Origin of the sequence: Promicromonospora sp. AC04, assembly GCF_003058225.1 — a bacterium.
Taxonomy (GTDB): domain Bacteria; phylum Actinomycetota; class Actinomycetes; order Actinomycetales; family Cellulomonadaceae; genus Promicromonospora.
In genome coordinates this window covers 84,734-109,142 of the sequence record NZ_QBUG01000008.1, presented here as the reverse complement: position 1 = coordinate 109,142, position 24,409 = coordinate 84,734, and the positions used below count along the sequence as shown (strand labels likewise).

General features: G+C 72.2%; 22 protein-coding genes. 6 read left to right on the top strand and 16 right to left on the bottom strand.

What is annotated here, in order from left to right; all coding sequences use genetic code 11:
* Positions 1 to 57: 57 nt before the first annotated feature.
* Both C8K30_RS20530 and C8K30_RS20525 read right to left on the bottom strand, forming a co-directional pair.
* Entirely contained in the window at positions 58 to 507 is a 450-nt protein-coding gene (locus C8K30_RS20530; RefSeq protein WP_199230604.1) for a hypothetical protein, read from the bottom strand.
* Positions 504 to 1,265 carry an amidohydrolase family protein gene (locus C8K30_RS20525; RefSeq protein WP_108494774.1) on the bottom strand — a complete coding sequence of 254 codons (762 nt, stop codon included), beginning with the start codon at positions 1,263 to 1,265 and terminating at the stop codon, positions 504 to 506. The genes C8K30_RS20530 and C8K30_RS20525 overlap by 4 nt, the downstream gene beginning before the upstream one ends.
* Positions 1,266 to 1,459: 194 nt before the next feature.
* Between C8K30_RS20525 and C8K30_RS20520 the strand changes: the two genes are divergently transcribed.
* Complete coding sequence (locus C8K30_RS20520; RefSeq protein WP_199230603.1) at positions 1,460 to 2,152, top strand: GntR family transcriptional regulator; 693 nt, start codon at positions 1,460 to 1,462, stop codon at positions 2,150 to 2,152.
* Between the two features lie 170 nt (positions 2,153 to 2,322).
* Here C8K30_RS20520 and C8K30_RS20515 read toward each other — a convergent pair whose 3' ends face one another.
* Genes C8K30_RS20515 through C8K30_RS20495 form a run of 5 tightly spaced genes read right to left on the bottom strand, consistent with a single transcriptional unit; the run spans position 2,323 to position 9,662 of the window.
* Positions 2,323 to 3,732 (bottom strand): amidase, encoded by a 1,410-nt coding sequence (locus C8K30_RS20515; RefSeq protein ID WP_108494773.1) that lies wholly within the window; start codon positions 3,730 to 3,732, stop codon positions 2,323 to 2,325.
* The gene (locus C8K30_RS20510) at positions 3,732 to 5,714 is read right to left on the bottom strand and encodes a primary-amine oxidase (protein WP_108494772.1); all 1,983 of its coding nucleotides are present in this window, start codon (positions 5,712 to 5,714) and stop codon (positions 3,732 to 3,734) included. The genes C8K30_RS20515 and C8K30_RS20510 overlap by 1 nt, the downstream gene beginning before the upstream one ends.
* On the bottom strand, positions 5,711 to 7,270 hold the full coding sequence (locus C8K30_RS20505; RefSeq protein ID WP_108494771.1) for a gamma-glutamyltransferase: 1,560 nt from the start codon (positions 7,268 to 7,270) through the stop codon (positions 5,711 to 5,713). Before C8K30_RS20505 ends, C8K30_RS20510 begins: the two co-directional genes overlap by 4 nt.
* Entirely contained in the window at positions 7,267 to 8,403 is a 1,137-nt protein-coding gene (locus C8K30_RS20500) for an FAD-dependent oxidoreductase (RefSeq protein ID WP_158281074.1), read from the bottom strand. Before C8K30_RS20500 ends, C8K30_RS20505 begins: the two co-directional genes overlap by 4 nt.
* 5 nt (positions 8,404 to 8,408) lie before the next feature.
* Complete coding sequence (locus C8K30_RS20495; RefSeq protein WP_158281073.1) at positions 8,409 to 9,662, bottom strand: aminotransferase class V-fold PLP-dependent enzyme; 1,254 nt, start codon at positions 9,660 to 9,662, stop codon at positions 8,409 to 8,411.
* Between the two features lie 108 nt (positions 9,663 to 9,770).
* On the opposite strand from C8K30_RS20495, the gene C8K30_RS20490 reads away from it, so the two are divergent.
* The gene (locus C8K30_RS20490) at positions 9,771 to 10,277 is read left to right on the top strand and encodes a RidA family protein (RefSeq protein WP_108494944.1); all 507 of its coding nucleotides are present in this window, start codon (positions 9,771 to 9,773) and stop codon (positions 10,275 to 10,277) included.
* A gap of 4 nt (positions 10,278 to 10,281) precedes the next feature.
* Here the strand turns inward: C8K30_RS20490 and C8K30_RS20485 are convergent, their stop codons facing one another.
* Both C8K30_RS20485 and C8K30_RS20480 read right to left on the bottom strand, forming a co-directional pair.
* Positions 10,282 to 11,736 carry an aldehyde dehydrogenase gene (locus C8K30_RS20485; protein ID WP_108494768.1) on the bottom strand — a complete coding sequence of 485 codons (1,455 nt, stop codon included), beginning with the start codon at positions 11,734 to 11,736 and terminating at the stop codon, positions 10,282 to 10,284.
* 47 nt (positions 11,737 to 11,783) lie between these two features.
* The gene (locus C8K30_RS20480) at positions 11,784 to 12,806 is read right to left on the bottom strand and encodes a phosphotriesterase (protein ID WP_158281072.1); all 1,023 of its coding nucleotides are present in this window, start codon (positions 12,804 to 12,806) and stop codon (positions 11,784 to 11,786) included.
* Between the two features lie 458 nt (positions 12,807 to 13,264).
* Here C8K30_RS20480 and C8K30_RS20475 point away from each other — a divergent pair, with 458 nt between their 5' ends.
* Complete coding sequence (locus C8K30_RS20475) at positions 13,265 to 13,714, top strand: roadblock/LC7 domain-containing protein (RefSeq protein WP_108494766.1); 450 nt, start codon at positions 13,265 to 13,267, stop codon at positions 13,712 to 13,714.
* 193 nt (positions 13,715 to 13,907) lie between these two features.
* On the opposite strand, the gene C8K30_RS20470 is transcribed toward C8K30_RS20475, so the two are convergent.
* The 6 genes from C8K30_RS20470 to C8K30_RS20445 all read right to left on the bottom strand — a co-directional run bounded on the left by C8K30_RS20470 (position 13,908) and on the right by C8K30_RS20445 (position 18,769).
* Positions 13,908 to 14,477 (bottom strand): TetR/AcrR family transcriptional regulator, encoded by a 570-nt coding sequence (locus tag C8K30_RS20470; protein WP_108494765.1) that lies wholly within the window; start codon positions 14,475 to 14,477, stop codon positions 13,908 to 13,910.
* 145 nt (positions 14,478 to 14,622) lie between these two features.
* On the bottom strand, positions 14,623 to 15,045 hold the full coding sequence (locus tag C8K30_RS20465; protein ID WP_199230602.1) for a type II toxin-antitoxin system VapC family toxin: 423 nt from the start codon (positions 15,043 to 15,045) through the stop codon (positions 14,623 to 14,625).
* Entirely contained in the window at positions 15,045 to 15,272 is a 228-nt protein-coding gene (locus tag C8K30_RS20460) for an Arc family DNA-binding protein (protein WP_108494942.1), read from the bottom strand. The genes C8K30_RS20465 and C8K30_RS20460 overlap by 1 nt, the downstream gene beginning before the upstream one ends.
* A 189-nt stretch (positions 15,273 to 15,461) precedes the next feature.
* Positions 15,462 to 16,898 carry a glycoside hydrolase gene (locus C8K30_RS20455; protein WP_108494764.1) on the bottom strand — a complete coding sequence of 479 codons (1,437 nt, stop codon included), beginning with the start codon at positions 16,896 to 16,898 and terminating at the stop codon, positions 15,462 to 15,464.
* A gap of 216 nt (positions 16,899 to 17,114) precedes the next feature.
* On the bottom strand, positions 17,115 to 18,092 hold the full coding sequence (locus C8K30_RS20450; protein WP_108494763.1) for a HAMP domain-containing sensor histidine kinase: 978 nt from the start codon (positions 18,090 to 18,092) through the stop codon (positions 17,115 to 17,117).
* Complete coding sequence (locus tag C8K30_RS20445) at positions 18,089 to 18,769, bottom strand: response regulator transcription factor (protein ID WP_108494762.1); 681 nt, start codon at positions 18,767 to 18,769, stop codon at positions 18,089 to 18,091. Before C8K30_RS20445 ends, C8K30_RS20450 begins: the two co-directional genes overlap by 4 nt.
* A gap of 147 nt (positions 18,770 to 18,916) precedes the next feature.
* Between C8K30_RS20445 and C8K30_RS20440 the strand changes: the two genes are divergently transcribed.
* From C8K30_RS20440 to C8K30_RS20430, 3 genes are read left to right on the top strand one after another with little or no spacing between them, the layout of a single operon-like run.
* Positions 18,917 to 20,347, top strand: a complete 1,431-nt coding sequence (locus tag C8K30_RS20440) for a ferric reductase-like transmembrane domain-containing protein (RefSeq protein WP_108494761.1) — start codon at positions 18,917 to 18,919, stop codon at positions 20,345 to 20,347.
* 18 nt (positions 20,348 to 20,365) lie between these two features.
* Positions 20,366 to 20,920 (top strand): FMN-binding protein, encoded by a 555-nt coding sequence (locus tag C8K30_RS20435; RefSeq protein WP_108494760.1) that lies wholly within the window; start codon positions 20,366 to 20,368, stop codon positions 20,918 to 20,920.
* 14 nt (positions 20,921 to 20,934) lie between these two features.
* Positions 20,935 to 21,765 carry an FAD:protein FMN transferase gene (locus tag C8K30_RS20430; RefSeq protein ID WP_108494759.1) on the top strand — a complete coding sequence of 277 codons (831 nt, stop codon included), beginning with the start codon at positions 20,935 to 20,937 and terminating at the stop codon, positions 21,763 to 21,765.
* On the opposite strand, the gene C8K30_RS20425 is transcribed toward C8K30_RS20430, so the two are convergent.
* Positions 21,749 to 24,376, bottom strand: a complete 2,628-nt coding sequence (locus C8K30_RS20425; RefSeq protein ID WP_108494758.1) for a cation-transporting P-type ATPase — start codon at positions 24,374 to 24,376, stop codon at positions 21,749 to 21,751. The genes C8K30_RS20430 and C8K30_RS20425 overlap by 17 nt on opposite strands.
* Positions 24,377 to 24,409 lie beyond the last annotated feature (33 nt).

Here is a 24,409-nt window from a genome sequence, read left to right as displayed (position 1 = left end):
GCCGCCATCCTCTGCGCGGTTGATTTCGCGGTGTGTTTCAGCGGCGTAAAGCCGCGGTCAGACGGGCCGGTCGGCCCGGCGGCGGCGGAACGGCAGCAGCTCGCGCACCCGGACGGCGCCGAAGCCGTCGCCGACGGCGACCCACACGACGGCGTCCGGCGCGTGATCGCCGAGCAGCTCGGCGCAGACGCCGCACGGCTCGATGATGTGGTGGCTGCCCCCGGGGCGGCGCAGCACGCCGACGATCGAGACGACCGGCGAGCCGGCGGCGATCGCCGCGCTGAGCGCCGCAGACTCGGCGCACACGGAGGCGCGGCCGGTGCTCGCCTCGACGTGCAGCCCGGTGACCACGCGCCCATCCGCGAGCCGGAGCGCGGCCGCGACCTCGTGCACGCCCGCGACGTAGCGCGCGTCGAGCAGGGCCCGTGCGGTGCGCAGCAGCTCGCGGTCGGCGTCGCCCATCCCGGCGGGCGGGCCGTCGAGCACGGGACGCTCGGCCCCGGTCATGCCCAGCCCAGGATGCGTGCCATGTTGCCGCCCTCGACCAGCGCGCGATCCGCCTCGTCGGGGATGGCCTTGGCGATCTTCATCCGTTCGAGGTCGAAGTCGCTGCCGGGCCACTCCGAACCCAGCAGGATCTTCTCGGCGCCGAGCCGCGCGTAGGCGCGCTTCACGTCCGACATGAGGGTGGCCGAGGTCTCGAGGTAGATGTGCGGGTTGCGCTCCGCGACGATGATGGCCTCGGGCACGTTCCACACCGCGCCCATGTGGGCGATGATCGTCGGCACCTCCGGGAAGCCCTTGGCGATCTCCTCGATCGCGAGCGGCGCGCAGAACGCGTCGTCCAGGGCGTTGATGAGCACCGGCATACCGAGCTCGGCGCAGATCGCGAAGAGCGGGTCGAGCAGGCCGTGGTCGGCGACGTGATACCCGTGCAGGCTGGGGTGGAGCTTGAGCCCGACGAGGCCGCCCGCGTGGAACCGGCGGATCTCGTCGGCCGCGTTCTCCCACTGCGGCATGACCTGGCCGAAGCCGAAGAACCGGTCGGGATGCTTGCCGACGAGCTCCATGAGGAAGTCGTTCTCGATGCCCTGGGCCAGGGAGCAGACCATCGCCCTGTCGACGCCGGCGGCGTCCATGCGGTCGAGGATGCGCTGCGGGTCGAAGGGCGTGTAGGCCGGCGGCTCCTCGCCCGGGCGCGCGCCGCTGAGGTAGTCGCTGCGCCCCCGGCGGTCCTGGGTCGTGTTGTACGCGTCGATGATCATGCGTCGTCTCCTTGCGGGCCGGTGGGTCGGGACGACCCGCGGCCGCCTATCCCATACAATCTAGTAAGTATTGGATCCAATCTACCGCAGACCGGTACGGCGCGTCACCGGCCTCGGGGACCAACGGGGATCCAATCTTTGACATCATTGGATACGCAGGGCAGACACTGCCCGCGACCGAAGGGAACAGCGACGTGACCACGACCGACGGCAACGCCCTCGTTGACGACCTGGCAGCACGCATCCGCGCCAGGATCATGTCCGGCGAGATCCCGATCGGGGCACCGCTGCGCCAGGCCGAGCTCGCCGCTCAGTTCGGCATCAGCCGCACGCCGGTGCGCGAGGCCCTGCGCCAGCTGCAGAGCGGCGGCCTGATCGAGGTGGTGCCCAACCGCGGCGCCGTCGTGCGGGTTCCCGCACCCTGGGAGGTGCGCGAGGCCTACGAGGTGCGCGCCGAGCTCGAGTCGCTCGCCGCGCGCCGCGCCGTCGACCGCCTCGACGACGCCACCATCGCCGAGCTGCGCACCGCCAACACCGCCATGTACGAGCACTCCGTCGCGGTCGCCGCCGGCAAGGCGACGGGGCAGGACGGGAGCGAGAACGACCAGTTCCACGGCCTGATCTACAACGCGTCGGGCAACGCCCGGCTGACCCGCATGCTCATCGAGATCAACGACGCCTTCCCCCGCAACGTGTCCGCCCGCGTGCTGCGGGACTACACCCGGTACCGCGACGAGAACTTCCGCGAGCACGAGGAGATCGTCGACGCCCTGGCCGCCGGCGACCGCGACCGCTCCGCCGCGCTCATGCGCGAGCACGTGCTGCGTTCGGGCGAGCATCTCGCGCAGTGGTACGAGCGGCGCTCCTCGACGGTGTTCACGGGCTGACCCAGGGCCCGGCGGCCTGGCCCGGCGACTGCAGACCTTGCCGCACGCCCTTTCGGCGACTGCAGACTTGGTCGCGGATATCCACCCTGTAACCGCAACAAGCTCTGCACTCGCCGAAACGGGCCGCGGCAAGGTCTGCACTCGCCGACCGGTGGGCAGACCAGCCGAGGTCATCGGCGAGACGGGAACGGCGTTCGGGCGATCCAGCCGGTGGCCTCCTCGATGGCGCGGGTCACCGCGAGGAGCTGCGCCTCCCGGCCGTGGCGACCGACGACCTGCACCCCGACGGGCAGCCCGTCCGGGGTGAAGCCCGCCGACGTCACGACCACGGGGTGCGCGGTGAGCGTCAGGCGGTTGGCGAGCATCTGCCAGGTGAAGTACCGGTCGAACCGCCGGCCGTCGACCTGATCGACCCACTCGAGCTCGGCGGGCGGTGCCGCGACCGGGGTGGCCGGCAGGATGAGCACGTCGTGCCGCTCCAGGAGCGCGGCGGTGTCGCGGTAGGCGCGGGTGCGTCGTTCGTAGGCGTCGGCCAGCTGCGTGGCGGTCGTGGCTCGTCCCTGTTCCACGTTGCGCAGGTAGTCCGGCCGGAAGCCGGACGCGCCTGCGTCGACGGCATGCCGGCCGCCGAGGAAGAACTCGAAGGTCTCGATCGTCTCCCATGCCTCGTCGGCGCCGTCGAAGTCGGGCTCGCCGGGCTCGACGACCACGCCGAGCCCGGCGAGCTGCTCGGCGAAGGCCGCGTGGACGGCGCGGATCGCCGGGTCGACGGGCAGGCCGCCGGCGTCCGCGCTCCATGCGATGCGCAGCCCGTCGAGCTCGACGGGGCGGGCCGGACGGTTGGGCAGGGAGGACAGCGGCCAGACGCTCTTCTCGACCGCGAGGGCGTCGAGGAAGTACGCGGCGTCGGCGGAGTCGCGGGCCATGGGGCCCGTGACGCCGTGCGGCGTCCAGGCGTTGCCGGTGCGGCCGCTCGCTACCCGGCCCGGGCTCGGCCGCACGCCCACGACGTTGCAGAACGCCGCGGGGTAGCGCAGGCTGCCGCCGCTGTCCGAGCCGTCCGCTATGGGCAGCATCCGCGCGGACAGGGCCGCCGCCGCGCCGCCGCTCGACCCGCCCGCGTGCCGCGTGGTGTCCCACGGGTTGACCGTGGTGCCGAACACCGGGTTGAAGCTCAGCACGCCCTGGCCCATCTCGGGCGTGTTCGTCTTGCCGATGATGATCGCCCCGGCCTCGCGCAGCAGGGTCGCGAGCACGCTGTCGTGCTGCGCCGCCGGTGCGTCGGCGAACGCCGCGGAGCCGTGCGTCGTCGGGAAGCCCACCACGTCCATCAGGTCCTTCACCGCCGTCGGCAGGCCGTGCAGCGGCCCCAGCTCCTCCCCCGTGGCACGACGCCGGTCGGCGTCCCGCGCGGCGGCCAGGCTGACCGAGTCCGGCTGCTGCGAGACCACCGCGTTGATGACCGGGTTGCGCTCCTCGATGCGCTCCAGGTGGGCACGCATCACCTCGACGGCCGAGACCTCGCCCGAGGCGATCGCCCCGGCGAGGCGCACGGCACTCCAGTCCGCGAGGTGCTCCATCAGTGACCGCCCTCCTCGCCGTGCCCGCAGTCGCAGGCCCGCCCGCCGTCGCACGCACAGTGGCCGGAGGAGTGACCTGAGGAGTGGCCAGAGGAGTGACCGGAGGCCGACGGCGGCACGTCCAGGGCGGGGTTACGGTCGAAGAAGCCGTCGGGCTCGAGGCGCAGGCCGATCTTGTCGACCGGCATGACCGGCCACTGCTCGGGGCGCGGAAAGTGGTGCACGCCGAGCACGGGCCAGAGCACGAGCCGCTCGTTCTCAAGCGAGCGGTCCGCGCGCTGCCAGACGTGCACGCCGTCGTCCCCGAGCTCGCCCTGGTTCGGGTACTCGCCCGCGATGAAGCGCTGCTCGGGGTCGAACGCGCTCGCCCACAGGTGGCTGCCCACGAAGGGCGCCTTGCGCTCGACGACGCTCCCGGGCCGGGCGTACAGCTGGGCCGTGTTCTGGATCGCCAGCCGGTACGCGGTGCTCTCCCCGTAGCGGTTCACGCCGGACCCGCTTTCGACCCGCCAGTGCAGGGCCCTGGACGGGTCGGCGCGACGGGCCCCGAGCGACTCCGACGAGATCGGCGTCTCCACGGCGACACAGGCGTTGCCGTAGGGGTTGAGCGCCTCGTCCGGCTCGGGTTCGGCATGCACCTCGACCAGCCGGTTCAGCGGCCCGTCGACGGCGGTGTCCAGCCGCACCGCGAAGTAGTGCTGGTGCGTGGGCGCCTGGACGTTCGGAGCGACGAGCCGTCCGTAGCGCGGCCGCTCGCCGTCCGCGATACCCGAGACCGACATGAGGCCCGTGAGCTTGACCTCGAGCTCGACCGAGCCGTCCTGGTAGAGCGACCAGTAGAAGCCGTAGTCGTAGTTCGCCACGGTCGCGAAGCTGGAGACGACCAGACGGCGGCTGCGGCGCACCTCCGCGCTGCCGGTCCGGGTGTTGACGTGCTTCCAGAGGATCGAGTCGTCCTCCTCGTGCAGGCAGATCCCGTTCGCGATCGTCTGCGGCACGCCGTGCCCGTCGAGGTAGTCGACGTCGAAGTAGCGGATCTCGCCGAGGCAGTCGCAGCCGAGCTCGAGGCTCGCGGTCAGCGGTCCCGCACCGTACTCGCCCCAGTCGAAGAAGTTCTTGCGGTACGCCGTCGGGTCGCTGTCCAGGTAGGGCACGTACATCTCGTTGACCGCGGCACGGCGCAGGACGGGACGCTCGACGTCGCCGTCGCGGTAGGTCAGCTCGTGCAGCACCAGGCCCTCGCGGTGGGTGAAGCCGATGCGGAAGCTCCAGTTCTGCCAGGTGACCCGGTGCCCCTCGATCCGGAAGCCTGGCCCCTCGGGCTGCACGACGTCGAGGGGCGCGACCGTACGATCCGCTCCCCAGGTACCGGAGGTGTAGACGCCCGTCTCGCTCGCCATGGGGATGACCCCGTGGTCCTCGATGCGAACCACCTCGAGGGTGTCGAGGTCGAGGATCGGCACGAGGCCGGCGACGGGCCGCGCGTAGCCGTTGTCCTCCGGGAACTCGCGGTACCAGACGGTGCCCCAGCTGAGCCGGCGGTCGGCGAGGTCCTCGGGCACGAACCCGGTGATCGACTCGGGGTCGACCCAGACGAGCGAGGTGTCCGTGATGCCGCGCTCGGCGAGCGCCGCCTTCAGCAGGGGCGAGTTGCGGGCGGCCTGCGCGATGAGCCGCGCCTCGTCGCTCGAGACGCCGGGTCGGCGGTGGTCGACGTCGGACCACACCTCGACGACGGCCGGGCTCTCGGGTCCGGAGGTCCAGCCGCGCACCTCCCACGCGGCGTGCGCGTCGGGGTTCATGACGACGAGCCGCACCGGCCGCGGGCCGCCGGGCTGGACGCCGCGGGCCTTCTCCTCGTCGAGGGCGACGCCCCAGAAGCGTGGGCGCGCGCCGATCCGGTCGCTCTCGCGGACGACGGCGACGAAGGAGGCGATCTCCGCGGACGAGAGCGGGTCGAGGACGTGGGCGCTGGTGCTCATGGTTCTTCCTTCGGGTACCGGGGTCGTGTGCGGGGTGCTGGTCCGTGGGCGTCGAGGACGAGCGCTCGCCCGTCCGCGCGGGGGTCGCTCGCGGCGTCGAGCCGGCCGTCGGCGTGCAGGCGCACGGTCTGCACGTGACCCGCCTCGTCGATCGGCCCGTCGGCCCGGGCGACCGGCAGGCCGAGCTCGTTGGCGGCGGTGACGGCGTCGCCGACGCCCGGCTCGGCCACCAGGGTCATCACCTCGTGGCCGAGGTCGCGCGAGCCGACGACGAAGCGCGGGCGCAGGAGCACCTCCGCCGGGTCCGTGGTGCGGTCGAGCAGGTCGCGGGCGACCTGCGCGAGGATCCACGGCTGAGCGCTGCCGCCCTGGCAGCCGAGGCCGACCACGAGCCCGTCGGACTCCGCGATGACCGGCAGCAGGGTGTGCGGCGGCCGCAGGCCCGGGCCGACGCGGCCCGGGTGGGCGGGATCGGTGCTGAAGGCGGAGCCGCGGTTGTGCAGCACGACGCCGGTCGCGGGGTCGAGGATGCCGGACCCGAACAGCTGGTAGACGCTCTGGATGAGGGTGACAACGGTGCCGTCGCTGCCCGCGGCGGTCACGGCGACGGTGTCGCCCAGGGCGCGGCCGGCACGCGGGAGCGCCCCGTCGCCGGCGCGTCCGCGCGGATCGAGCATCGCCGCGACGTCGATCGCGCCGCCCCGCGGATCGCCGAGCCGCGCCTGGCGGGTGAGCGCCGCCTCGTGCACCGCCTCGACGAGCTCCGCGGTGTCGCCGTCGAGCGCTTCGGGAAGGATGCCGAGCAGCACGACACCCTGGCTGGGCGGCGGGGCCACCGACCAGCGCACTCCGCCCGCCTCGACAGTGGCCGGCTCCAGCAGCTCGGCGCGGTGCCCCGCGAAGTCCGCAGCGGTGTGCGCACCGCCCAGCGACCGCAGCCGGGCCGCGAGGGACTCGGGGATGCGGCCCTCGTACATGGACCGGGGGTCTTCCGCGAGCTCGGCGAGGGTGGCGGCGAGCGCGGGCTGGACGAGCGTGTCGCCCTCGCCGAGCAGGCCGCCGTCGCCGTCGCCGAACACCTCGCGCAGGCCCTCGTCGGCGAGGAGCTCGCCGCGGCGGGTCGCGATCGCCCGGGCCAGTCCTGGCGAGATCGGGAAGCCCTGGGCCGCGAGCCCCGCGGCGCGGCGCAGCGGTGCCGCGAGACCGAGCCGCGCGCCGAGCCCCGCGATGGTCTCCCAGCCGGCGACCGCGCCGGGCACCGTGACGGTCTGGGCGCCCTGCCGTGGCATTCGCTCGTCGCGGGCGAGGGCCGCGGCGTCGATCCCGGCAGGGGCGGCGCCCGCTGAGAGCACCGCGACGACGCCGTGGCCGGGGCGCCGCACGAGCGCGACGAGGTCACCACCGATCCCGCACTGGTGCGGGTAGACGACGGTGAGCGCGGTCGCCGCGGCGAGCGCCGCGTCGATCGTGCCGCCGCCGGCCGCCACGGCCTCCGCGGCGGCGTCCACGGCCGCCGGGTGCGGGGCGGCGACGGCGATGCGGTCAGGGGTTGTCATGCTGCGGTCACCATCCGTGCGGGGTCCAGGAACGCGAGGTCGGGCCGGTCGACGCCGGCGACGAGGTCGGCGACCGCCTCGCCGATCGCCGGGCCGAACTTGAAGCCGTGTCCGGAGCACGCGGCGGCGACGATCACCTCCGGACGGCCGGGCAGCGCTCCGAGGACGAAGCGTCTGTCGGGCGTCATCGTGTAGAGGCAGGCGGCGGCCTCGCCGCCGTCTGTCGTGATACCCGGCGCGAACCGGCGCAGCAGGCCGGCGAGGTGCTCGGCCTCGGCGTCGGTCGGCGGAGCAACGGGGACCTCCGGGTCCCAGACCGGCCCCGCATCGAGACCGATCTTCGCGCCGGAGCCGGCCGCCTCGGGCAGCCCGAAGACGAGCCCCTCCGGCAGGTCGACCGAGAAGCAGCCGAGCGCCGGCGGCTGGGCGACGGGCTGCCCGGTCGGCGCGGTGAAGGTCACGATCCGCCAGACCTCGAAGAAGCCCGCCGTCGCAGGCAGCAGGCGCGGTACCCACGCACCGCCGGCGATCACCAGACGGCGGCCGCGCAGCTCGCCCCGGTCGGTCCGTACCGTCACCGTCCCGTGCTCCGCCGTCCCGTGCTCCGCCGTCCCGTGCTCCGCCGTCCCGTGCTCCACTGTCCAGCCCAGCACCGACTCCTCGAAGCGCAGCGTCGCACCTGCCCCGAGCGCACCGGCCTGGGCGTGGGCGAGCGCACGGGCGGCTTCGAGGACACCGGCGTCCGGGTCGTGGACGGCACCGTACCCCTGCGGGAGCCGCAGGGAGGGGGCGACGGCGCCCACCTCGGCCCGTTCGACGGGCCGGCTGCGGCCGCCCTGCATGGTCGGCATGCCCCGGTGGGCGTAGAGGCCGCCGGTGGGGTGGAGGAAGGGCGCGCCGTCGTCGGCGCCCCAGCGCTCCCAGCCGCGGTGGGCGCGCTCGACCAGGTCGTTCCACAGGGGGTTGGGGTAGGCGCGGCGGAACATGCGCGTGGCACCGTGCGAGGACCCGCGTGCGTGGCCCGGTGCGAAGCGGTCGATGCCGACGACGTCGAAGCCGCGCCGCGCGAGCTCGTAGACCGCGGCGGACCCGTGGATGCCCAGCCCGAGGACTATGGCGTCGTGCCTGTTCATCGTGCTCATCGTGCCGTCGCCTCGGTGGCGATCTCCGCCACGCGACCGAGGAGCACGCCGACGTCCGCCTCGTCGTTGTAGACGTGCGGCGAGACGCGCACGACGCTGTCCAGACCGCGGGTGCCGAGGTCCCACTGCGCATGGCTCGCGGGGATCGCGATGGTGTCGATCCGCGCCTCCCGCAGGCGGCCGACGACCTGGTTGCTCGGCAGGCCGGCGACCGTGAAGGTCACGATGCCGGACGGCGAGGCGGGCGGGTCCGCGACCGTCACGCCGTCGATCGCGGCGAGCGCCCCGCGCAGACCGGCACCGAGGCGCACGAGGTGCGCCTCGGTGGCGGCCATGCCCCGGTCGAGCGCCTCGCGCAGCGCGACGCCGAGGCCGAGCCGCGCGGCCACGGCCGCCTCCCAGGTCTCCAGCTGCCGCGCCGTGCGGTCCGTCGTCCACTCGTCCGCGCTCGTCCAGACCGCGCCCCGCACGTCCGGTGCCCACGTACCGAGCCCGTCGAGCACGCCGCGGCGCAGGTAGGCCAGCGCGGTACCGCGCGGGCCGCGCAGGAACTTGCGTCCCGTGGTGACGAGCGCGTCGCATCCGATCGCGCGGACGTCGACGTCGATCTGACCGACGGACTGCGTGGCGTCGAGCACCGTGAGCGCGCCGCGGTCCCGCGCGAGTGCCGCGATGGCGGCCACCGGCTCGACGAGGCCCGACGAGGTGGGCACGTGGACGGCGCTGACGACGACGCGGCCGGTCGCCTGACCCAGCGCCCGCTCGAGCGCCTCCAGGTCCATGCCCCCGGCGGCGTCGTTGGGCACGACGTCGAGACGCACGCCGGCGTGCCGCTTCATCGCGAGCAGCCGGAGCGCCTGGCTCACGTAGCTCGATCGGGGCGCGATGACGGTGTCACCCGGCCCGAGGCGCAGCGCGTCGAAGATGCTGCGCAGCCCGCTGGTCGCCGAGTCGAAGCAGGCGATCTCGTCGGCGGCCGCGCCGAGCAGGGCTGCGGCGGTCTCGTAGAGCTCGGCCGCCTCGTCGGCCATCGCCCTGGCGGCCTCGTAGCCGCCGACACCGTGCTCGAGGCGCAGGTGGCGGATCGTGCGCTCGAGCACCGCGTCGCTCATCAGGCCCGCGCCGGCGGCGTTGAAGTAGCGCCGCCCCAGGGCACCGGCCGTCCGGGCGCGTTCGGCGGCGACGTCGATCGCCGCGGTCGCCGGAGTCGCCGGGGGCAGGGACGCGCCGTCCTCCAGGCCGATCGTCATGGTGCGGATCCTTCCTCGGGCGGGCGCCGCCACGCTCGCGACTGGATCCGATGCTAGCCTGATTGTATCCATTGTTCCAACCAGCCCGTCCTGATCCGAGAGGTCGTCATGCCCGACTCCCCCGAAGCCCGTGTGCGAGAGCTCGACCTTGCGATCCCGGACTACGCGAACCCGCCCTACGGCGGCCGGTACGGAAGCGCGCTGAAGGCGTTCCATCGCACCGGGGACCTCCTGGAGCTCAGCGGCCTGACGCCCGAGTCACGGGACGGCACGCTCCTGCACCCGGGATCGGTCGGCGTCGAGGTGACCCTCGAACAGGCGCAGGAGGCCGCGCGCTACACCGCCGTGAACGCGCTGGGCATGATCCGGTACGCCCTGGGCTCGCTCGACGAGGTGGTGGCACTTTCGCGCGGCCTCTGCTTCGTGCTCTGCCCGCCCGGCTTCGAGCAGCTCAACGAGGTCTCGAACGCGGCGAGCGATCTCTTCCTCGACGTGTTCGGGCCCGTGGCCGGCCGGATGGGCCGGGCCTCGATCGGCGCGACCGCCCTGTCGCGGAGCGCCTGCTTCGAGCTCTGGCTGAGCCTGGAGTGCCGGCCCCGCTCGGCCGCGGACTGACGGCTCAGAGCGCGATGACCACGCTCTTCGGCTCGCAGAACGCGCGCAACGCGTCCTCGCCGAGGTCGCGGCCGAGCCCCGAGTCCCCCACCCCGCCGAACGAGAGCGCCGGGTCGAAGATGTTGTAGGTGTTGACCCACACCGTGCCCGCTCGCAGCCGCTGCCCCATCCGGTGGGCGCGCGAGAGGTCGCGGGTCCAGACGCCGGCCGCCAGGCCGTAGTGCGTGTCGTTCGCGATGGCCACCGCGTCGTCCTCGTCGTCGAACGGGATGATCCCGACGACCGGGCCGAAGATCTCCTCACGGGCGATCGTCATCGTGTTGGTGACCCCGGTGAAGAGCGTGGGCTCCACGTAGTAGCCCTCGCGCTCCGGCACGCCCCCGCCGACCGCGACGGTCGCGCCCTCGGCACGACCCCGCTCGATGTAGCCGAGCACCTGCTGACGCTGCTCCTCCGAGACCAGCGGCCCGACGGTCACACCGCCGGCCAGGCCGTCGCCGAGCGCCACGTTCCGCACTGCCGCGGCGAGCCGCTCGGTGGCCTCGTCAAGGATCGAGCGCTGCACGAGCAGCCTGCTGCCCGCCGTGCACATCTGGCCCGAGTGACCGAACGAGGCGCGCATCGCGGTCAGCACCGCCGCGTCGAGGTCGGCGTCCTCGAAGACGATGTTCGGGCTCTTGCCGCCCAGCTCGAGCGTGAGCCGCTTGAAGTCCGCGCTCGCGGCGGTCATGACCTTGCGACCGACCTCGGTGCTCCCCGTGAACGAGACCTTGTCGACGTCCGGGTGCGCACTCAACGCGGCACCTACCCGGCCGTCGCCGGTGAGCACGTTGACGACGCCGGCCGGTACCCCGGCCTCCGCGCAGATCGCCGCGAGCCGCAGCATGGTCAGCGGCGTCTGCTCGGCCGGTTTCACCACCACCGCGCAGCCTGCCGCGAGCGCCGGGGCCAGCTTGAAGCTGGCGGTCATGACGGGGAAGTTCCAGGGCAGGATGAGGGCGGCGACGCCGACGGGTTCGAGCGTCGTGTAGACGTGGTGCGCACCGCCGTCGACCGGGACGACGGCGCCGGTCAGCCGCGAGGGCGCACCGGCGTAGTAGCGGAAGACGCGTGCGGACGTCGCCGTGTCGGCGCGGGAGCGCTCGATCGGCTTTCCGTTGTCGCGCGTCTCGAGGATCGCGAGGTCTTCGAGCCGCTCCTCGATGAGGTCGGCCACGCGGTGCAGCACGCGGCTGCGGTCGTGCGGGCTCATGCCGCTCCACCGTCGGTCCTGGTGGGCACGCCGGGCGGACGCGACGGCTGTCTCGATCTCGGCGGCTCCTGCCTGGGGCACCCGGGTCAGGAGCTCCTCGGTGGCGGGATCGATCACGTCGAGCAGCTCGGCACCGTCCGGGGCGAGCCAGGCGCCGTCGACGAGGTACGGCTCGACTGGGGCGAGGGGAGTGAGCTGGTCTCTCATGAGGAATCCTCCGAGGCGGTGCGGGTGTGGGTGGGGGGACGTCGCCGTCAGCCGGCGCGGTCGAGCAGGCGGGCCGGCTCTTGGACGCTCATCCGGTCGAGCACTTCCTGCGGCACGCCAAGGGCGCGCAGCCCCGGCAGGACGCGGGCGGGTAGGTGTTCGAAGCCGGGACCGCCGAATCGGCGCAACTGGCTCTTGGTCCAGGTGGCGTGTCCGAGCACCCACCGGAAGTCAGGCTCCGTGGCGAGCAGCTCGAGCAGTGCGTCGAGGCGCTGTGGATCACTCGCGTTGCGAATCCGGCCGACGTGCGAGCCCTCGTTGCCGAAGCAGAGCTCCAGCACCGCGCCGGACTGACCGAGATCACGCAGGTAGGACAGGTCGAGAAACTCGTCGACGGTCGCGATGATCACCCGGTCTACCGCGACGCCCTCGGTGAGCACGTGCTCGAGCACCTTGAGGCCGTTACGAGCATCAGCCGCGAGCCGTACTGTCACGGCCGCGCCGGTGCGCGCGGCGGCGCGAGCCGCGGCAGTGAGGCTGATCCGTTCCTGTTCCCCCTCGGGGGCACTGAATGCCTCCGTCGTCCCCATCAGGCCGAGGATCCCGGCGGTGTAGCCCACGCCCGGGATCGCCTCGATGAGTGCACGCTCGAAGAGCGCTTCCCGCCCATCCAGATCGAGGTCGACGAACCAGCCAGGAAGGAGCCGGGGCAGATAGGCGCCGTATCCGGCGACGAGATGCACGCCTGCGGCGCGGGCCAGTGCAGGTAGGCGCGAGTGGTCGGGCCCGAAGCCGAATGAGCTGAGGTCGACAGCGGCGCGCAGGCCAGCCTGGGCAGCGAGGAGCAGCTCATCGGAGAGCAGCTCTGGATCGTCGAGGCGCAGGTTGTCGGACAGCCCAAGCTGACTCCAGCGCAGAGCACCGGCAAGCTCGGACGTAACCGGCTGATCGGCGTCCAGGTCCTGGACCCCTCGCCGCACCAGCGCACTCGCGTCGGTCAACAGGTGCTCGTGCATGCTCACCGTGCCGAGATCTGCGGCGTCGACCGCGCCGAGGACCGTGTGAATCATCCGTGCACCCCTCAATCGCCGGGGATCGACCTCACCCGGCACGAATATTGGATGCAATCTAAGCATACTTGGATCCGCATGGCCTGCCCCACGCGGTCTCGGTGAGGTCGAGACCGACACTCCGCCGATGCGGTCCAGCGAGAACCGCCATCCCCGCAGCCGTCCCGATGGGTTGTCGGCATGGTCGGCGATCCGAGCCTGTCCAGAGGTGCATGCGAAGACGGCGCAGATCGGGTCGTAGCGGAACTTGCACTGCAAAACCGATCGGTTTATGTTGTGGGAAACCGGTCGGTTTCTCAGCACGTTCGGTCCCATCGAGAGAGCCGTTGAGTGCCCGGTCCGGAGCCGTGCCGGACGTTGCGCGAACCGTTTCAAGACTGCTTTCAGCGAGGTCCGCGCCAGACACCGGGCGTCCACCGCATCGACCACGCATGACTCAGGCTCCAGGAGAGAAGCGAATGGCCTTCAGCACCGAAGCAACGAATTTTGGCTGGCTGCTCGACAACTTCGTGCATACCGTCCCCGGCAGCCGACACACGCTCGTCGTATCAGCAGACGGCCTGCTCATGGCGATGTCCGACCAGCTCGACCGCACCAGCGGCGACCAGCTCGCGGCAATCGTCTCGGGCATGTCGAGCCTCACGCGTGGAGCGTCCCGTCAGCTCAACGGCGGCAACGTCCGTCAGACGATCATCGAGATGGACAGCGGGTTCCTCTTCCTGATGAGCGTCTCGAACGGGTCAGTGCTCGGCGTGGTCGCGGAGGCCACGTGCGACATCGGCCTCATCGGCTACGAGATGGCTCTTCTGGTGTCCCGCACCGAGGCCACGCTCACGCCGCAGCTGATCTCGGAGATGCGTGGCGGCCTGCCGGTCGACGGGCAGACCCGGGCCGCCAGCGCGGGATGAGGACCGCAACCCTGCGCCCGGCGGGCGAAGCTCTGAGCGCGGCAGTACCGGCACGACGAACCCTCTCGCTGGGCGTCTTCGGGCTCCCACTGGGACTGGCAGGTCTCGGCGGCGGCTGGACGGCCGCGTCGCAACTTCTCGACGCGCCCCGGTGGCCCGCGGAGGTGTCCTCATCTGCAAGCACCAGGTGGCCTCAGTGCACACCCATCGCATCGAGCAGAGTGGCCGCGGTGGGCACGAGCAGTCCCGTCAGATCGTCGGCCCCGATCCCGGCACGGGCGCTGCCGCCGTCGAAGACGATGCCGAGCTGCCGGGCCAGCAGGTCCGGATCGCCCGCCCCGCCCCGTTCGGCCTCGCCACGGAAGAATGCCGTCAGGTTCGCCTTGACCCGGTGCGCCACCTGGCTCGCCGGATGGCTCGGGTCCTTGAGCTCGATCTGGATCGCAAGATACCGGCAGCCCTGGAACTCGGGCGCACCCGCCTGCAGCTCTACCTGCTCGAAGACGTGCAGGATCCGCTCGCGGGGTGGACGGCGATCATCCGCTGCGGGCAGGAGGCTCGCCACGAAGGCAGGGGCGCGGTCCTCCAGGCTCGCCGCCAGCAGCTCGCCCTTGCTCGCGAACAGCTGATACATGGAGCGTTTCGACACTCCCGCCGCTCTGCACAGCGCCTCGATGCCGATACCGACACCGTCTCGGTAGGTGAGCGTGGCCGCCGCCTCGAGCAGCCGCTCTCGGGGACCAGCCTTCGCCTCAGTACTCATACGGCGAGATTATCCCGGGCCCCGCAAATTGGAAACCGATCGGTTTACGAGCGAGCTCACAACATCGTCGCCCACCACATCCCGCCGCTCGCCCGCCCGCCCGGCCGACGCGCCCGACCGGACCGGCCTCGCCGTTGCTGGCCGCCTACGTCCTGGGCTGCTGCTCCCACGGGCAGAACACGCGGACGCCCAGGGGAGTGAAGTGGCGCAGGTTGCGGGTGACCACGGTCATCCCGTGGGCCTCGGCGACGGCCGCGATCTGGGCGTCGTCGTACGGAGCGTGCTCCGGGACCGGGTAGCGAGCAAGGATCCGCGCGGCAGGCAGGTCGAACGGCAGGACGCGGCCGGCGAAGCCGGGCAGGACACGCTCTGCAAGCCATCGCCGAAGGACCGACCCCTGGGCGGGATCCGTCTGCTCCTTGCGGACGACGCCACGCTCGATCTCCGCGACGGTCAGCGCCGTCACGTACTGGTCGACGAGCGGGACGCTACGTGCCCAGTCCGCGACCACAGGTTCGCGGTCGGGTCGCCTCAGGGCGGAGACGACGTTGGTGTCCAGGACGTACATCAGAGCTCGGCGGTGCGGGCGGTCAGGCCCAGACGCCCGGGCTCGAAGTCGATGTCGTCGCTCTCGGGCATTGCAAGGTAGTCGACGATGCTCGTCGGTTCGCCGACGAGGGCTTCCTCCACGATGGCCCGGGCCTCGGCCTCCATCGACCGGTGGTGCCGGGCGGCGCGCTCGGTCAGGACCGCCTTGGTCCCGGCGGGCAGATTGCGAATGAGGATCTGTTCCATGATGGCCACCTCCAAACGATATCGAGTCAATGATATCGCGCACGTCAAGCACGCTCACCCGCGGACAGTACCGTCGCGGCCATCGCCCGACGGCGCCATCGGGCACGGGGTGACACCGACGTCTTCCGACCACATAGGTCCGGGCGCAGCGGCCTCGCGCTCCGGGATCCGGAGCGCGAGGCGCGACAATCACCGCTCCGAGACGAGCGTGACGAGCGATCGGGCAGGCAGCTCCAGCTCTGTGCTCCCGCGTACCGGGGTGGCGATCGTGTCCACCTGCTCCAGGTCGTGGTCGTTGTCGGTCAGGTAGGCCGTCACGGGTCGGGGCAGGTCGATGTCCGTGCTCACCGGCGCCTGGTTCAGGTTGAGGAGCTGCACCACGCGCGAGCCGTCCGGGTTCCGGTAGGCCGAGACCTTGAGGCCGTCCGTCTCGTGCTCGACGTCGAACCGCACGGCGCCCGCGTCGATGTACCGGCTGAACGCCGAGAAGGCGTAGTACCTCGACGACACCCGGTACGTGTCCCCGGCCACATCAGCCTGGATCAGCGACGCGGAGGCCCCCTGGCTCACGCCGAGCCACCACAGGTAGGCGGTGACCCCGGCCTGCGCCAGCGAGTCCTGCATGTGCTCCGCCATGACGATGCCGTCGGTGGAGACGCCCTGGCCGCCGTCCCAGTTCTCGTTCCACCCGGCCGCCGAGGCCGACGTCGCCCATTCCGACATCCAGACGGGCTTGTCGGTGTCGGCCGGCGTCACCGACGGGCTGGCGTAGGAGTGCGCGCTGTACGCGTCGAGGTAGCGCCACGCGTCCCTGTCGGCCATGAGCGCCTCGAGGTACGGCTTGCCCTGCTCCCAGCCGAACGAGTCGCAGCACACCACGCCGTAGCCGGCCCTCTTCGCGATGGGTCCGACGATCCCGGTGAACTCCGCGGCCTGCGCCGGGGTGAACAGCATCGACTCATAGCTCGCGTTCCAGTCCGGCTCGTTCGTGAAGGCGAGGCTCTCGATGTCGATGCCCTCCTGGGCATAGAGGTCAGCCCACGCCACGAGGTAGTTCGCGTAGGCCTCGGTCCAGTCGCCGCTCGCACAGGTCGCGTTCGAGAGACCGCACAGCGCGCCACCCCGGACGGCCGAGCCGTTGGTCTTCATGTAGGCGGGGGCGGTCCAGGCGTTGCCGTAGAAGCGGTCGACGCCGCGTGCCTTGGCCTCCTGGGCGAACCAGACCGAGCCGTTGTCCCACCCGTCCCACTGGTACTCCGGCTCGGCGTCGGGGCCGCCCGGGTCCTCGGGCTGGATCGAGAGCATCACGTCGTAGGTGTCATTGCTCTGTCCCCCGATCCCTATCCGCAGGATGTCGGGTGCGGCGCCGTCCCTTCCCAGCAGGAGGTCCAGGGCCTCCGAGCGCTGCGGCTCCGAGATCTGGTACAGCAGCGTGGCCCGCTGGAACGCGCTCGAGAACCCGAATCCCTCGACCGTCTGACGCTCGTCCCTCGGCTGGAGGTCGATAGCGGTCGTGGAGCGTTCCGGGCCATCGGATACCTGCCCGACGGCGCCGGGTGCCAACGCCGCCCCCACGAGGCAAGTGGCGGCTGTCGTGGCCAGAACAACGGAAAGTGCTCGTCTCATGGTGCTCTCCTTTGAGCCCTTGGGGTCGCCTTCCACACGTGCGACGGTCACGCTATCCCGAGATCAGCCACTTTGAAAACGTTCTCGTAGTGGCGCCAACCCGGGTGCGCCGGAGGGCGTCGTCGACGCCGGTCCGGGGTCGGACGCCCAGGACTGCTGGAGCGGCTGCAGGATCAGCCCCGTTGCCCGAACGGGTGCGAACGGGGCCGAGCCCGCTCAACGCACGCAAGGGAGCTGCAGGAGCAGGGTCGTCCCCTGCGGCGAGGTCGACTCGACGGTCACGTCGCCGTGATAGCGGCGCGCGATGTCCCGCACGAGCGCCAGACCGAGGCCGAAGCTCCGGCGCCGCGGGTTCCCGGACGAGCGGGCGAACCGGTCGAAGACCCGCTCCGGGCTGATTCCTTGGATCCCCGGACCGCTGTCGCGCACCCGAAGCGACGCCGTCCCGCCGTCCGTCCCGACGAGCACCTCGACGACCGCGCCGGCCGGCGAGTGCTGGACCGCGTTGTCGACGAGCGCCACGACGCACCGCGCCAGGGAGACGCGCGGCACCGCGACGGTCGGCGTCGCGTCGATCCGGGTCTCGATGCGGAGCCCTGCCTCCTGCGCGAGGACCTCCAGGGAAGACACTGCGGTCCGGACCGTGTCGGCGACGGCCGTCACCGGATCACCCGGCTCCGCGTCTCCCTCCGCGCTGAGCAGCAGGTCGTTGATGACGTCCGCCATCGACGCGGCGTCGGCCCGCAGCTGGCCGACGACCTCCTCGGCGGGCTCCTCGCGTTCCAGCCGACGCTCCAGCACCTGCAGCCGGCTGGTGAGCACGGTCAGCGGGGTGCGCAGCTCGTGGCTGGCGTCGGCGACGAAGTTCCGCTGCAGCCGCAGCGCCTCGGCGAGCGGCGCGACCGCGCGGTGGGCGGCGAGCCAGGCGACGAGACCGACCAGCACGATGCCGATCGCGCCCAGCACGACGACGAGGCCGATCACTTCGTCCCGCTCCACCACCCACGCGACCTCCTCGCCGCCGCGGGGGCGGGAGATCCCGTGCTCGATGCTCTCCTCCCGCGCCCGCAGGGAGATCACGGTGACCAGCGCGGCCACGCCCGCGACCGTGAGGACGGCCGAGGCGATGCCGACGTAGAGGCCGATCGCGAGGGCCGCGCGGCGCACGCGCGACCTGTCAGAGGTCGCGGTCACGGCATGTCCCCCACCCGGTATCCCCGTGCGCGAACGGTCTCGACCATCTGATGGCTGGTCTTCCTTCGGAGATAGTGCACGTAGGTGTCGACGCTTCCCGGGGAGTCGTCGGCGCTGAACACGGCGTGCAGGATCTCGTCACGGGAGAACACGTGCTCCGGGCTGGAGCTGAGCAGGTCGAGCAGTGCGTTCTCCGTCGTCGTGAGCGGGATGCGGGCGCCCGTGGGCGAGTAGATCGTCTGGTTGTCCGGCGTGTAGATCCAGTCGCCGAGGTATCGGCGTCGGCCGGCCGCCGCGAAACCGCGCCGGAGCGCCCGCAGGCGGGCCAGCAGCTCGTCGAACTCGAACGGCTTGACCAGGTAGTCGTTCGCGCCGCCGTCGAGGCCCGAGACCTTGTCGTCCACCGTGCCCAGGGCGGTCAGCATGAGGACGGGCGTGTTGATCCGGGCTCGCCGGACCGCGGCGACCAGCGTCACGCCGTCCATGCCCGGCAGCCGGCGGTCCACCACCAGCGCGTCGTAGTGCCGGTGCAGGCACAGGTCCAGCCCGCGCTCCGCGTCGGCGGCGTGGTCGACCTCGTAGTACTCGGACAGGACCTCGGACATCATCCCCGCGATCTCCAGGTCGTCCTCCACGACCAGGAGCGCGGGCCGCGGGGGGGCGGTCTGGGAGTCCATTCTCGCCTCCTGGACGTTTCGTGGAGCGCTGCTCCGGCTCATGCCTATCCTCCGTCCACGCTCCAAGAGTTCGCTAAGAATCGGCAGCGCGCGCCCCGGGCCCGAATTCTGAGCCCAGTCTTAGAGACCGGGTCCGACGCTGTGGACATGGACACCCTGGTACGCGGTACACCGGCCTCGGCACGACCTGTCCCGTCGCACGCTCCGCGCGAGCGCGGCGGCCTTCGCAGCCTGCGTCTGTGGCGGACGGCGGGGATCGCCACCCTCTGGCTGACCAGCCTGTTCGTGGTGGCGCTGTGGGTCGACGGCGGTGGGATCCAGTCCACCGTGCAGGGCGGCGCACCGATGCTGACCACGCTCGGCCGGATCACCGGGCTGGTGGCGGCGAACCTGCTGCTCTACCAGGTGCTGCTGATGGCCCGGGTGCCGCTGTTCGAGAAGGCCTTCGGCCATGACACGCTGACCCGGGGCCATCGCCTCACCGGGTTCTGGTCGTTCTGGCTGATGCTCGCCCACATCGTGCTGATCACCTTCGGCTACGCGGGCCTGGCAGCCATCGGGTTCCTCCCGCAGCTCTGGGAGCTGATAGTCGACTACCCCGGCATGCTGCTGGCCGCGGCGGGCACCGTACTCATCATCGGCGTGGTCGCCCTGTCGATCCGGCGCGCCCGGCGCAGGATGCGCTACGAGTCCTGGCACCTGCTGCACCTGTACGCGTACCTAGGGGTGGGACTGGCGCTGCCGCACCAGCTCTGGACCGGCGCGGACTTCCTCGCCTCGCCGGCGGCGACCTGGTACTGGTGGACGCTGTGGGCGGTGGCCGCCGGCTGCGCCCTCGTCTACCGCGTGATCGTCCCTCTCGTGCGGTCGGCACGCCACAGCCTGCGTGTGGCCGAGGTGGTGCCGGACGGGAGCAGCGGGGTGACCGTGCGGCTGACCGGACGCAACATGCACCGGCTGCGTGTCCAGGCCGGGCAGTTCTTCGTCTGGCGCTTCATGGACGGGCCCGGCTGGTCACGCGGTCACCCGTTCTCCATCTCCGCCCGTCCGAGCGCGGACGGGCTGAGCCTCACGGCGCGGGTGGTGGGCGACGGGACCAGCCGTCTGGGCCGGCTTCGCCCGGGCACGACGGTGCTGGTCGAAGGGCCGTACGGCCACCTCGTCGGAGCGCGGCGACAGGGTACGAAGCTGCTCATGCTGGGCGCCGGTGCCGGCGTGGCGCCCCTGGTCTCCCTGCTGCAGGAGCAGCCCTACGCGCCGGGCGCCGCGACCCTGGTCACCCGGGACAGCCACCCTGAGGCGGCTCTGCTGAGCGAGGCCGTCGCCGCACTCGTCCGGGAGCGCGGCGTCCGCCACGTACCGCTCGACGGACCGCGCACGCGCGTGAGCTCCCCCTGGCTTCCGCGCCAGCACGAGCAGTGGCAGGGGACCCAGCTCATCGCACACCTGGCCCCCGACCTGGCCCAGTACGACATCTACCTCTGCGGGCCCGTGCCCTGGATGGACGCCGTGCGCGCCGACCTCGACCGCCTGGGCGTGGCCCCGTCCCGCATCCACTCCGAAGCATTCGCGATCTAGGAAACGACAGGAGCAATCATGAGCAGGATCATCTACGCACTCCTGACCACCTTCACCGCCCTGGTGCTGCTGTTCGGCTACCGGACCTCCACCGAGGTGGTCACGCCGACGGCGCTCGAACCTCTGTCGCTCTCGCCCACGGGCCAAGGAAACAGCACGGGCGGCACGACGAGCTCGGGCGACGAGTCCGACGACGGGTCGGGCTCGGCCGGCACGACGAGCTCGGCCGGCACGACCAGCTCGGCCGGCACGACCAGCTCCGGCGGCTCGACGTCGGCAACCTCGTCGGGCCTGCAGGACGGCACCTACCAGGGGACGACCGCCTCGACGCAGTGGGGTCCCGTGCAGGTGCAGATCACGGTCTCCGGCGGACAGATCACCGACTCGCAGGTCCTCCAGTACCCGACCGGGAACGGCAGAGACGAGCAGATCAACGGCTACGCCATCCCCGTGCTCAATGGCGAGGTCCTCGCCGCGCAGAGCGCGCAGATCGACATGGTCTCGGGTGCCACCGTCACGAGCGGCGGCTACCTCGACTCGCTGCAGAGCGCCCTCGACCAGGCGCACGGCTGACCGGGGTGATGAGCATGAGCCAGAGCAGCTTCCGCCGGTTGGTCGACGTCGAGCAGATCATGGGTATGCCGATCAGCGTGCACGTCGTCCTCGGCGACCTCGACCGTGACCTCGACACGACGGTGGTGCACCGCGCCGTAGGCCGAGCCTTCGACCACCTGCGCGAGGTCGACCGGGTCTTCTCCACGTTCCGCGAGGACTCCGACCTCCGCCGCATGGCCCGGGGCGAGCTGGACGTGGCGGACGCCGACCCGATGGTCGCGGAGGCGCTCCGTGAGAGCCAGGCCGCCGAAGTGGCCACGCGCGGGAGGTTCTCCGCGTGGTGGCAGGGCTGGTTCGACCCGACGGGGCTGGTCAAGGGCTGGGCCGTGGAGCAGGCGACGGCCCGGTTCCTGCAGCCGCTCCTGGCCGAGCCGCGTGTCGAGGCGGTCGGCATGAACGCCGGCGGCGACATGCAGCTGGCGACCGCCCCGGGATCGGCCTGGCGCTGGCGCGTCGGTATCGCGGACCCCGAGGTCCGGACCGCCACGCTGGCCACTATCGACGTCGGCGACGGCGCCGTCGCCACCTCGGGCACCGGCGAACGGGGCAACCACATCGTCGATCCCCGGACCGGGCAACCCGCGACCGGGGTGCGCTCCGCGACCGTCGTGGCCGACCGGCTCGCGCACGCCGATCTCTGGGCGACCACGGCCGTCGTCGCCGGCTTCGACGACCTCGGCTGGCTCGGCGATGCGGACAGCACCTCGGGGATGCTCGTCGCGCCGGACGGCCGCGTCCGGCGCTGGGCGGGCATCACCGAGGTGACCCTGATCGACGCCCACCCGTTCACCGTCGCCGGGTAGACGCGTCGAGCGACCGGCCGAGGGCCTGCCGACGTCCGGACCTCGCTCGGACCGCCTTGGCGGCGGCGTCGGCGAGGACGACGGCCACGGGCGCGGCGAGCACCACCGCCCAGCCGGCGGCGGGTGGCGGGCTCCCGCCCAGCAGGCCGGACAACGGGGGCGCCAGGAAGACCGCGAGCAGGACCAGCTCGACCGCCACCGCCCAGAGCAGCATCGGGTTGCCGGTCATCCGCATCGCACCGACCCAGCGGAGCTCGCTGCGGCAGGCGAAGGCGTTGCCGAGCTGCCCCAGCACGACGGCGGCGAACGCGGCCCCGGACGCCGCGGCCAGCGTCTGCGCGGAGGGTTCCGCGCCGACGACCCAGCCGGCCAGACCGAGGACCACGAAGAACGCCGCCATCTCGACGGCTGCCTCGGCCGGGCCGAGGATGCCGAACACCCGCCCCAGCAGCCCCCGGTCGATCAGCGCACCGGTCGACGGCCGCTGCCGCATCGTCGCGCGGCTGGGCGGCTCCGCGCCGAGCGCGAGCGCGGGCAGCAGGTCGGTGCCGATGTCGAGGGCGAGGATCTGCAGCACGGTCAGGGCAAGGGGTATGTTGCCGCCGCTGAGCGCCCAGATCAGGAACGGAGTCAGCTCGGCGACGTTGTCGGTCAGGTGGTAGGTCAGGAACCGGCGGATGTTGGCGAACGTCGTGCGGCCCAGCTCGACGGCGGCGACGATGGTCGCGAAGTTGTCGTCGAGAAGTACGACGTCCGCGGCCTCGCGCGCGACGTCCGAGCCGCTGCGCCCCATGGCGATGCCGATGTCGGCCTCGCGCAGCGCCGGCCCGTCGTTGACGCCGTCGCCCGTCATCGCGACCACGTGGCCGCGTGCGTGCAGCGCCCGCGCGATCCGCAGCTTGTCCTCCGGCGTGACGCGGGCGATCACCACTCCGTCCCGGTCGACCAGCTCGCCGAGCGCGTCGTCGTCCGCGGGGAGGTCGGAACCTTCGAGGACCGGTCCGTCCCGCAGCAACCCCACCTCTCGGGCGATCGCCGTCGCCGTCCCGACGTGGTCGCCGGTCACCATTGCCAGCTTGATCCCCGCCGTACGGCAGGCGGCCACCGCGCCGTGGACGTCGTCGCGGGGCGGGTCCTCCAGGGCCACGAGGCCGAGCAGCTCCAGGCGCGCCTCCACCTCGGCCGCGGGTGCGTCCACGTCGGCCGCGGTGGTGGGCCGCCGCGCGACGGCGAGGACCCGCAGACCCCTGGCGGCCAGCTCGCTCACGGCCCGGTCCGCGGCCTCCCCCGCGGACGTGGACGGCAGCACCGAGTCCGGGGCGCCCTTGACGTACACGTGGTCCCCGGCGACGACGGACATGCGCCGGCGGCGCGAGTCGAACGGCAGCCGCCTCCGCACCGGCGCCGCGGCCTCCGCGGCGTCCACGTCGACACCGGTCCGCAGGGCGAGCACGTGCAGCGCGACCTCCATCGGGTCCCCGTGCGCCGTCCACCGCTCACCGCTGCGGACCATCCGCCCGGTCGAGCAGCGGGTGGCCGCCACGGCCACGTCGCGGACGGCGGGCAGCGTCGCGGCGTCGGCGGTGACCCGTGCGGTCGGCGCATATCCGTGCCCGACGACGGACGCCGTCCCCCGGGGCGTCCACACCTCGACGACGGACATCTCGTTGCGGGTCAGTGTGCCGGTCTTGTCGGTGCAGATGAACGTCGTGGAGCCCATCGTCTCGACCGAGTCGAGCCGGCGCACGAGCGCGTTGCGGGACGCCATCCGCTGCGCACCCCGCGCCAGGGAGAGCGTCACCGTCGGCAGCAGCCCCTCCGGGACCAGGGCGACCATGACGCCGACGGCGAAGAGGAACCCGTCCGACATCGGCATCCCGAGTACCTGGGAGACGATGAAGAACGCGATGCCGACGGAGATCGCGATCCCGGCGACGACGCGCACGACGCGCCGCAGCCGGATCGCCAGCGGGCTCGCGGAACGGCTCGCCGTCCGGGTGAGGGCCATGATGTGCGCCAGCTCGGTCGCCTGCGCCGTAGCGGTGACCTCCGCTGCCGCCTCGCCCTCGACCACATAGGTCCCCGCGTGGACGACGTCCCCCGGCGACGGATGCGTGGTGGTGCTCTCGCCGGTCAGTGCCGACTCGTCGAGGGCGAGCCCGGTCACCGAGACGAGGCGGCCGTCCGCGGCCATACCGTCCCCGGCCTCCAGGAGAAGGAGGTCTCCGACCACGACGTCACGTACGGGGATCTGGCGGCGGCGCCGGTCGCGAAGGACCGTCGCCAGGGCCGGCATCAGCTCGAGCAGCTTCTGCCCGGCCTGGTCCGCCCGATACTCCTGCAGGAACGCGAAGACGCCGTTGACGATCACGACCACCGCGATGGCGATCGCGAGCTCGGGCATGTCGGCGAACCACGCAAGGACCGCCGCGGCCCAGAGCAGCAGCGCGAAGAAGTGAACCAGCTGCCCGAGCAGCAGTCGCACCGGAGACGGCGGCCGGGGCCCGGGAACGAGGTTCGGGCCCAGCTCCTGGAGACGATGAGCCGCCTCGGACGACGACAGGCCGGTGAGCTCGCTGCTGCCCGACGTGCTCGTGTCGGTCGTCGTCATCGTCTCCCCCGACGTCGCTCCGTGCCGCTGGCT

Excerpts from the sequence above, each read along its gene's own strand:
- C8K30_RS20475 (WP_108494766.1), top strand. The coding sequence starts at position 13,265 with ATGGCCTTCAGCACCGAAGCAACGAATTTTGGCTGGCTGCTCGACAAC.
- C8K30_RS20495 (WP_158281073.1), bottom strand. The coding sequence starts at position 9,662 with ATGACGATCGGCCTGGAGGACGGCGCGTCCCTGCCCCCGGCGACTCCG.
- C8K30_RS20515 (WP_108494773.1), bottom strand. The coding sequence starts at position 3,732 with ATGGAGCACCTCGCGGACTGGAGTGCCGTGCGCCTCGCCGGGGCGATC.
- C8K30_RS20500 (WP_158281074.1), bottom strand. The coding sequence starts at position 8,403 with ATGAACAGGCACGACGCCATAGTCCTCGGGCTGGGCATCCACGGGTCC.
- C8K30_RS20460 (WP_108494942.1), bottom strand. The coding sequence starts at position 15,272 with ATGGAACAGATCCTCATTCGCAATCTGCCCGCCGGGACCAAGGCGGTC.
- C8K30_RS20490 (WP_108494944.1), top strand. The coding sequence starts at position 9,771 with ATGCCCGACTCCCCCGAAGCCCGTGTGCGAGAGCTCGACCTTGCGATC.
- C8K30_RS20430 (WP_108494759.1), top strand. The coding sequence starts at position 20,935 with ATGAGCCAGAGCAGCTTCCGCCGGTTGGTCGACGTCGAGCAGATCATG.
- C8K30_RS20470 (WP_108494765.1), bottom strand. The coding sequence starts at position 14,477 with ATGAGTACTGAGGCGAAGGCTGGTCCCCGAGAGCGGCTGCTCGAGGCG.
- C8K30_RS20505 (WP_108494771.1), bottom strand. The coding sequence starts at position 7,270 with ATGACAACCCCTGACCGCATCGCCGTCGCCGCCCCGCACCCGGCGGCC.
- C8K30_RS20485 (WP_108494768.1), bottom strand. The coding sequence starts at position 11,736 with ATGAGAGACCAGCTCACTCCCCTCGCCCCAGTCGAGCCGTACCTCGTC.
- C8K30_RS20510 (WP_108494772.1), bottom strand. The coding sequence starts at position 5,714 with ATGAGCACCAGCGCCCACGTCCTCGACCCGCTCTCGTCCGCGGAGATC.
- C8K30_RS20525 (WP_108494774.1), bottom strand. The coding sequence starts at position 1,265 with ATGATCATCGACGCGTACAACACGACCCAGGACCGCCGGGGGCGCAGC.
- C8K30_RS20435 (WP_108494760.1), top strand. The coding sequence starts at position 20,366 with ATGAGCAGGATCATCTACGCACTCCTGACCACCTTCACCGCCCTGGTG.
- C8K30_RS20530 (WP_199230604.1), bottom strand. The coding sequence starts at position 507 with ATGACCGGGGCCGAGCGTCCCGTGCTCGACGGCCCGCCCGCCGGGATG.
- C8K30_RS20445 (WP_108494762.1), bottom strand. The coding sequence starts at position 18,769 with ATGGACTCCCAGACCGCCCCCCCGCGGCCCGCGCTCCTGGTCGTGGAG.
- C8K30_RS20480 (WP_158281072.1), bottom strand. The coding sequence starts at position 12,806 with ATGATTCACACGGTCCTCGGCGCGGTCGACGCCGCAGATCTCGGCACG.
- C8K30_RS20425 (WP_108494758.1), bottom strand. The coding sequence starts at position 24,376 with ATGACGACGACCGACACGAGCACGTCGGGCAGCAGCGAGCTCACCGGC.
- C8K30_RS20455 (WP_108494764.1), bottom strand. The coding sequence starts at position 16,898 with ATGAGACGAGCACTTTCCGTTGTTCTGGCCACGACAGCCGCCACTTGC.
- C8K30_RS20465 (WP_199230602.1), bottom strand. The coding sequence starts at position 15,045 with ATGTACGTCCTGGACACCAACGTCGTCTCCGCCCTGAGGCGACCCGAC.
- C8K30_RS20440 (WP_108494761.1), top strand. The coding sequence starts at position 18,917 with ATGGACACCCTGGTACGCGGTACACCGGCCTCGGCACGACCTGTCCCG.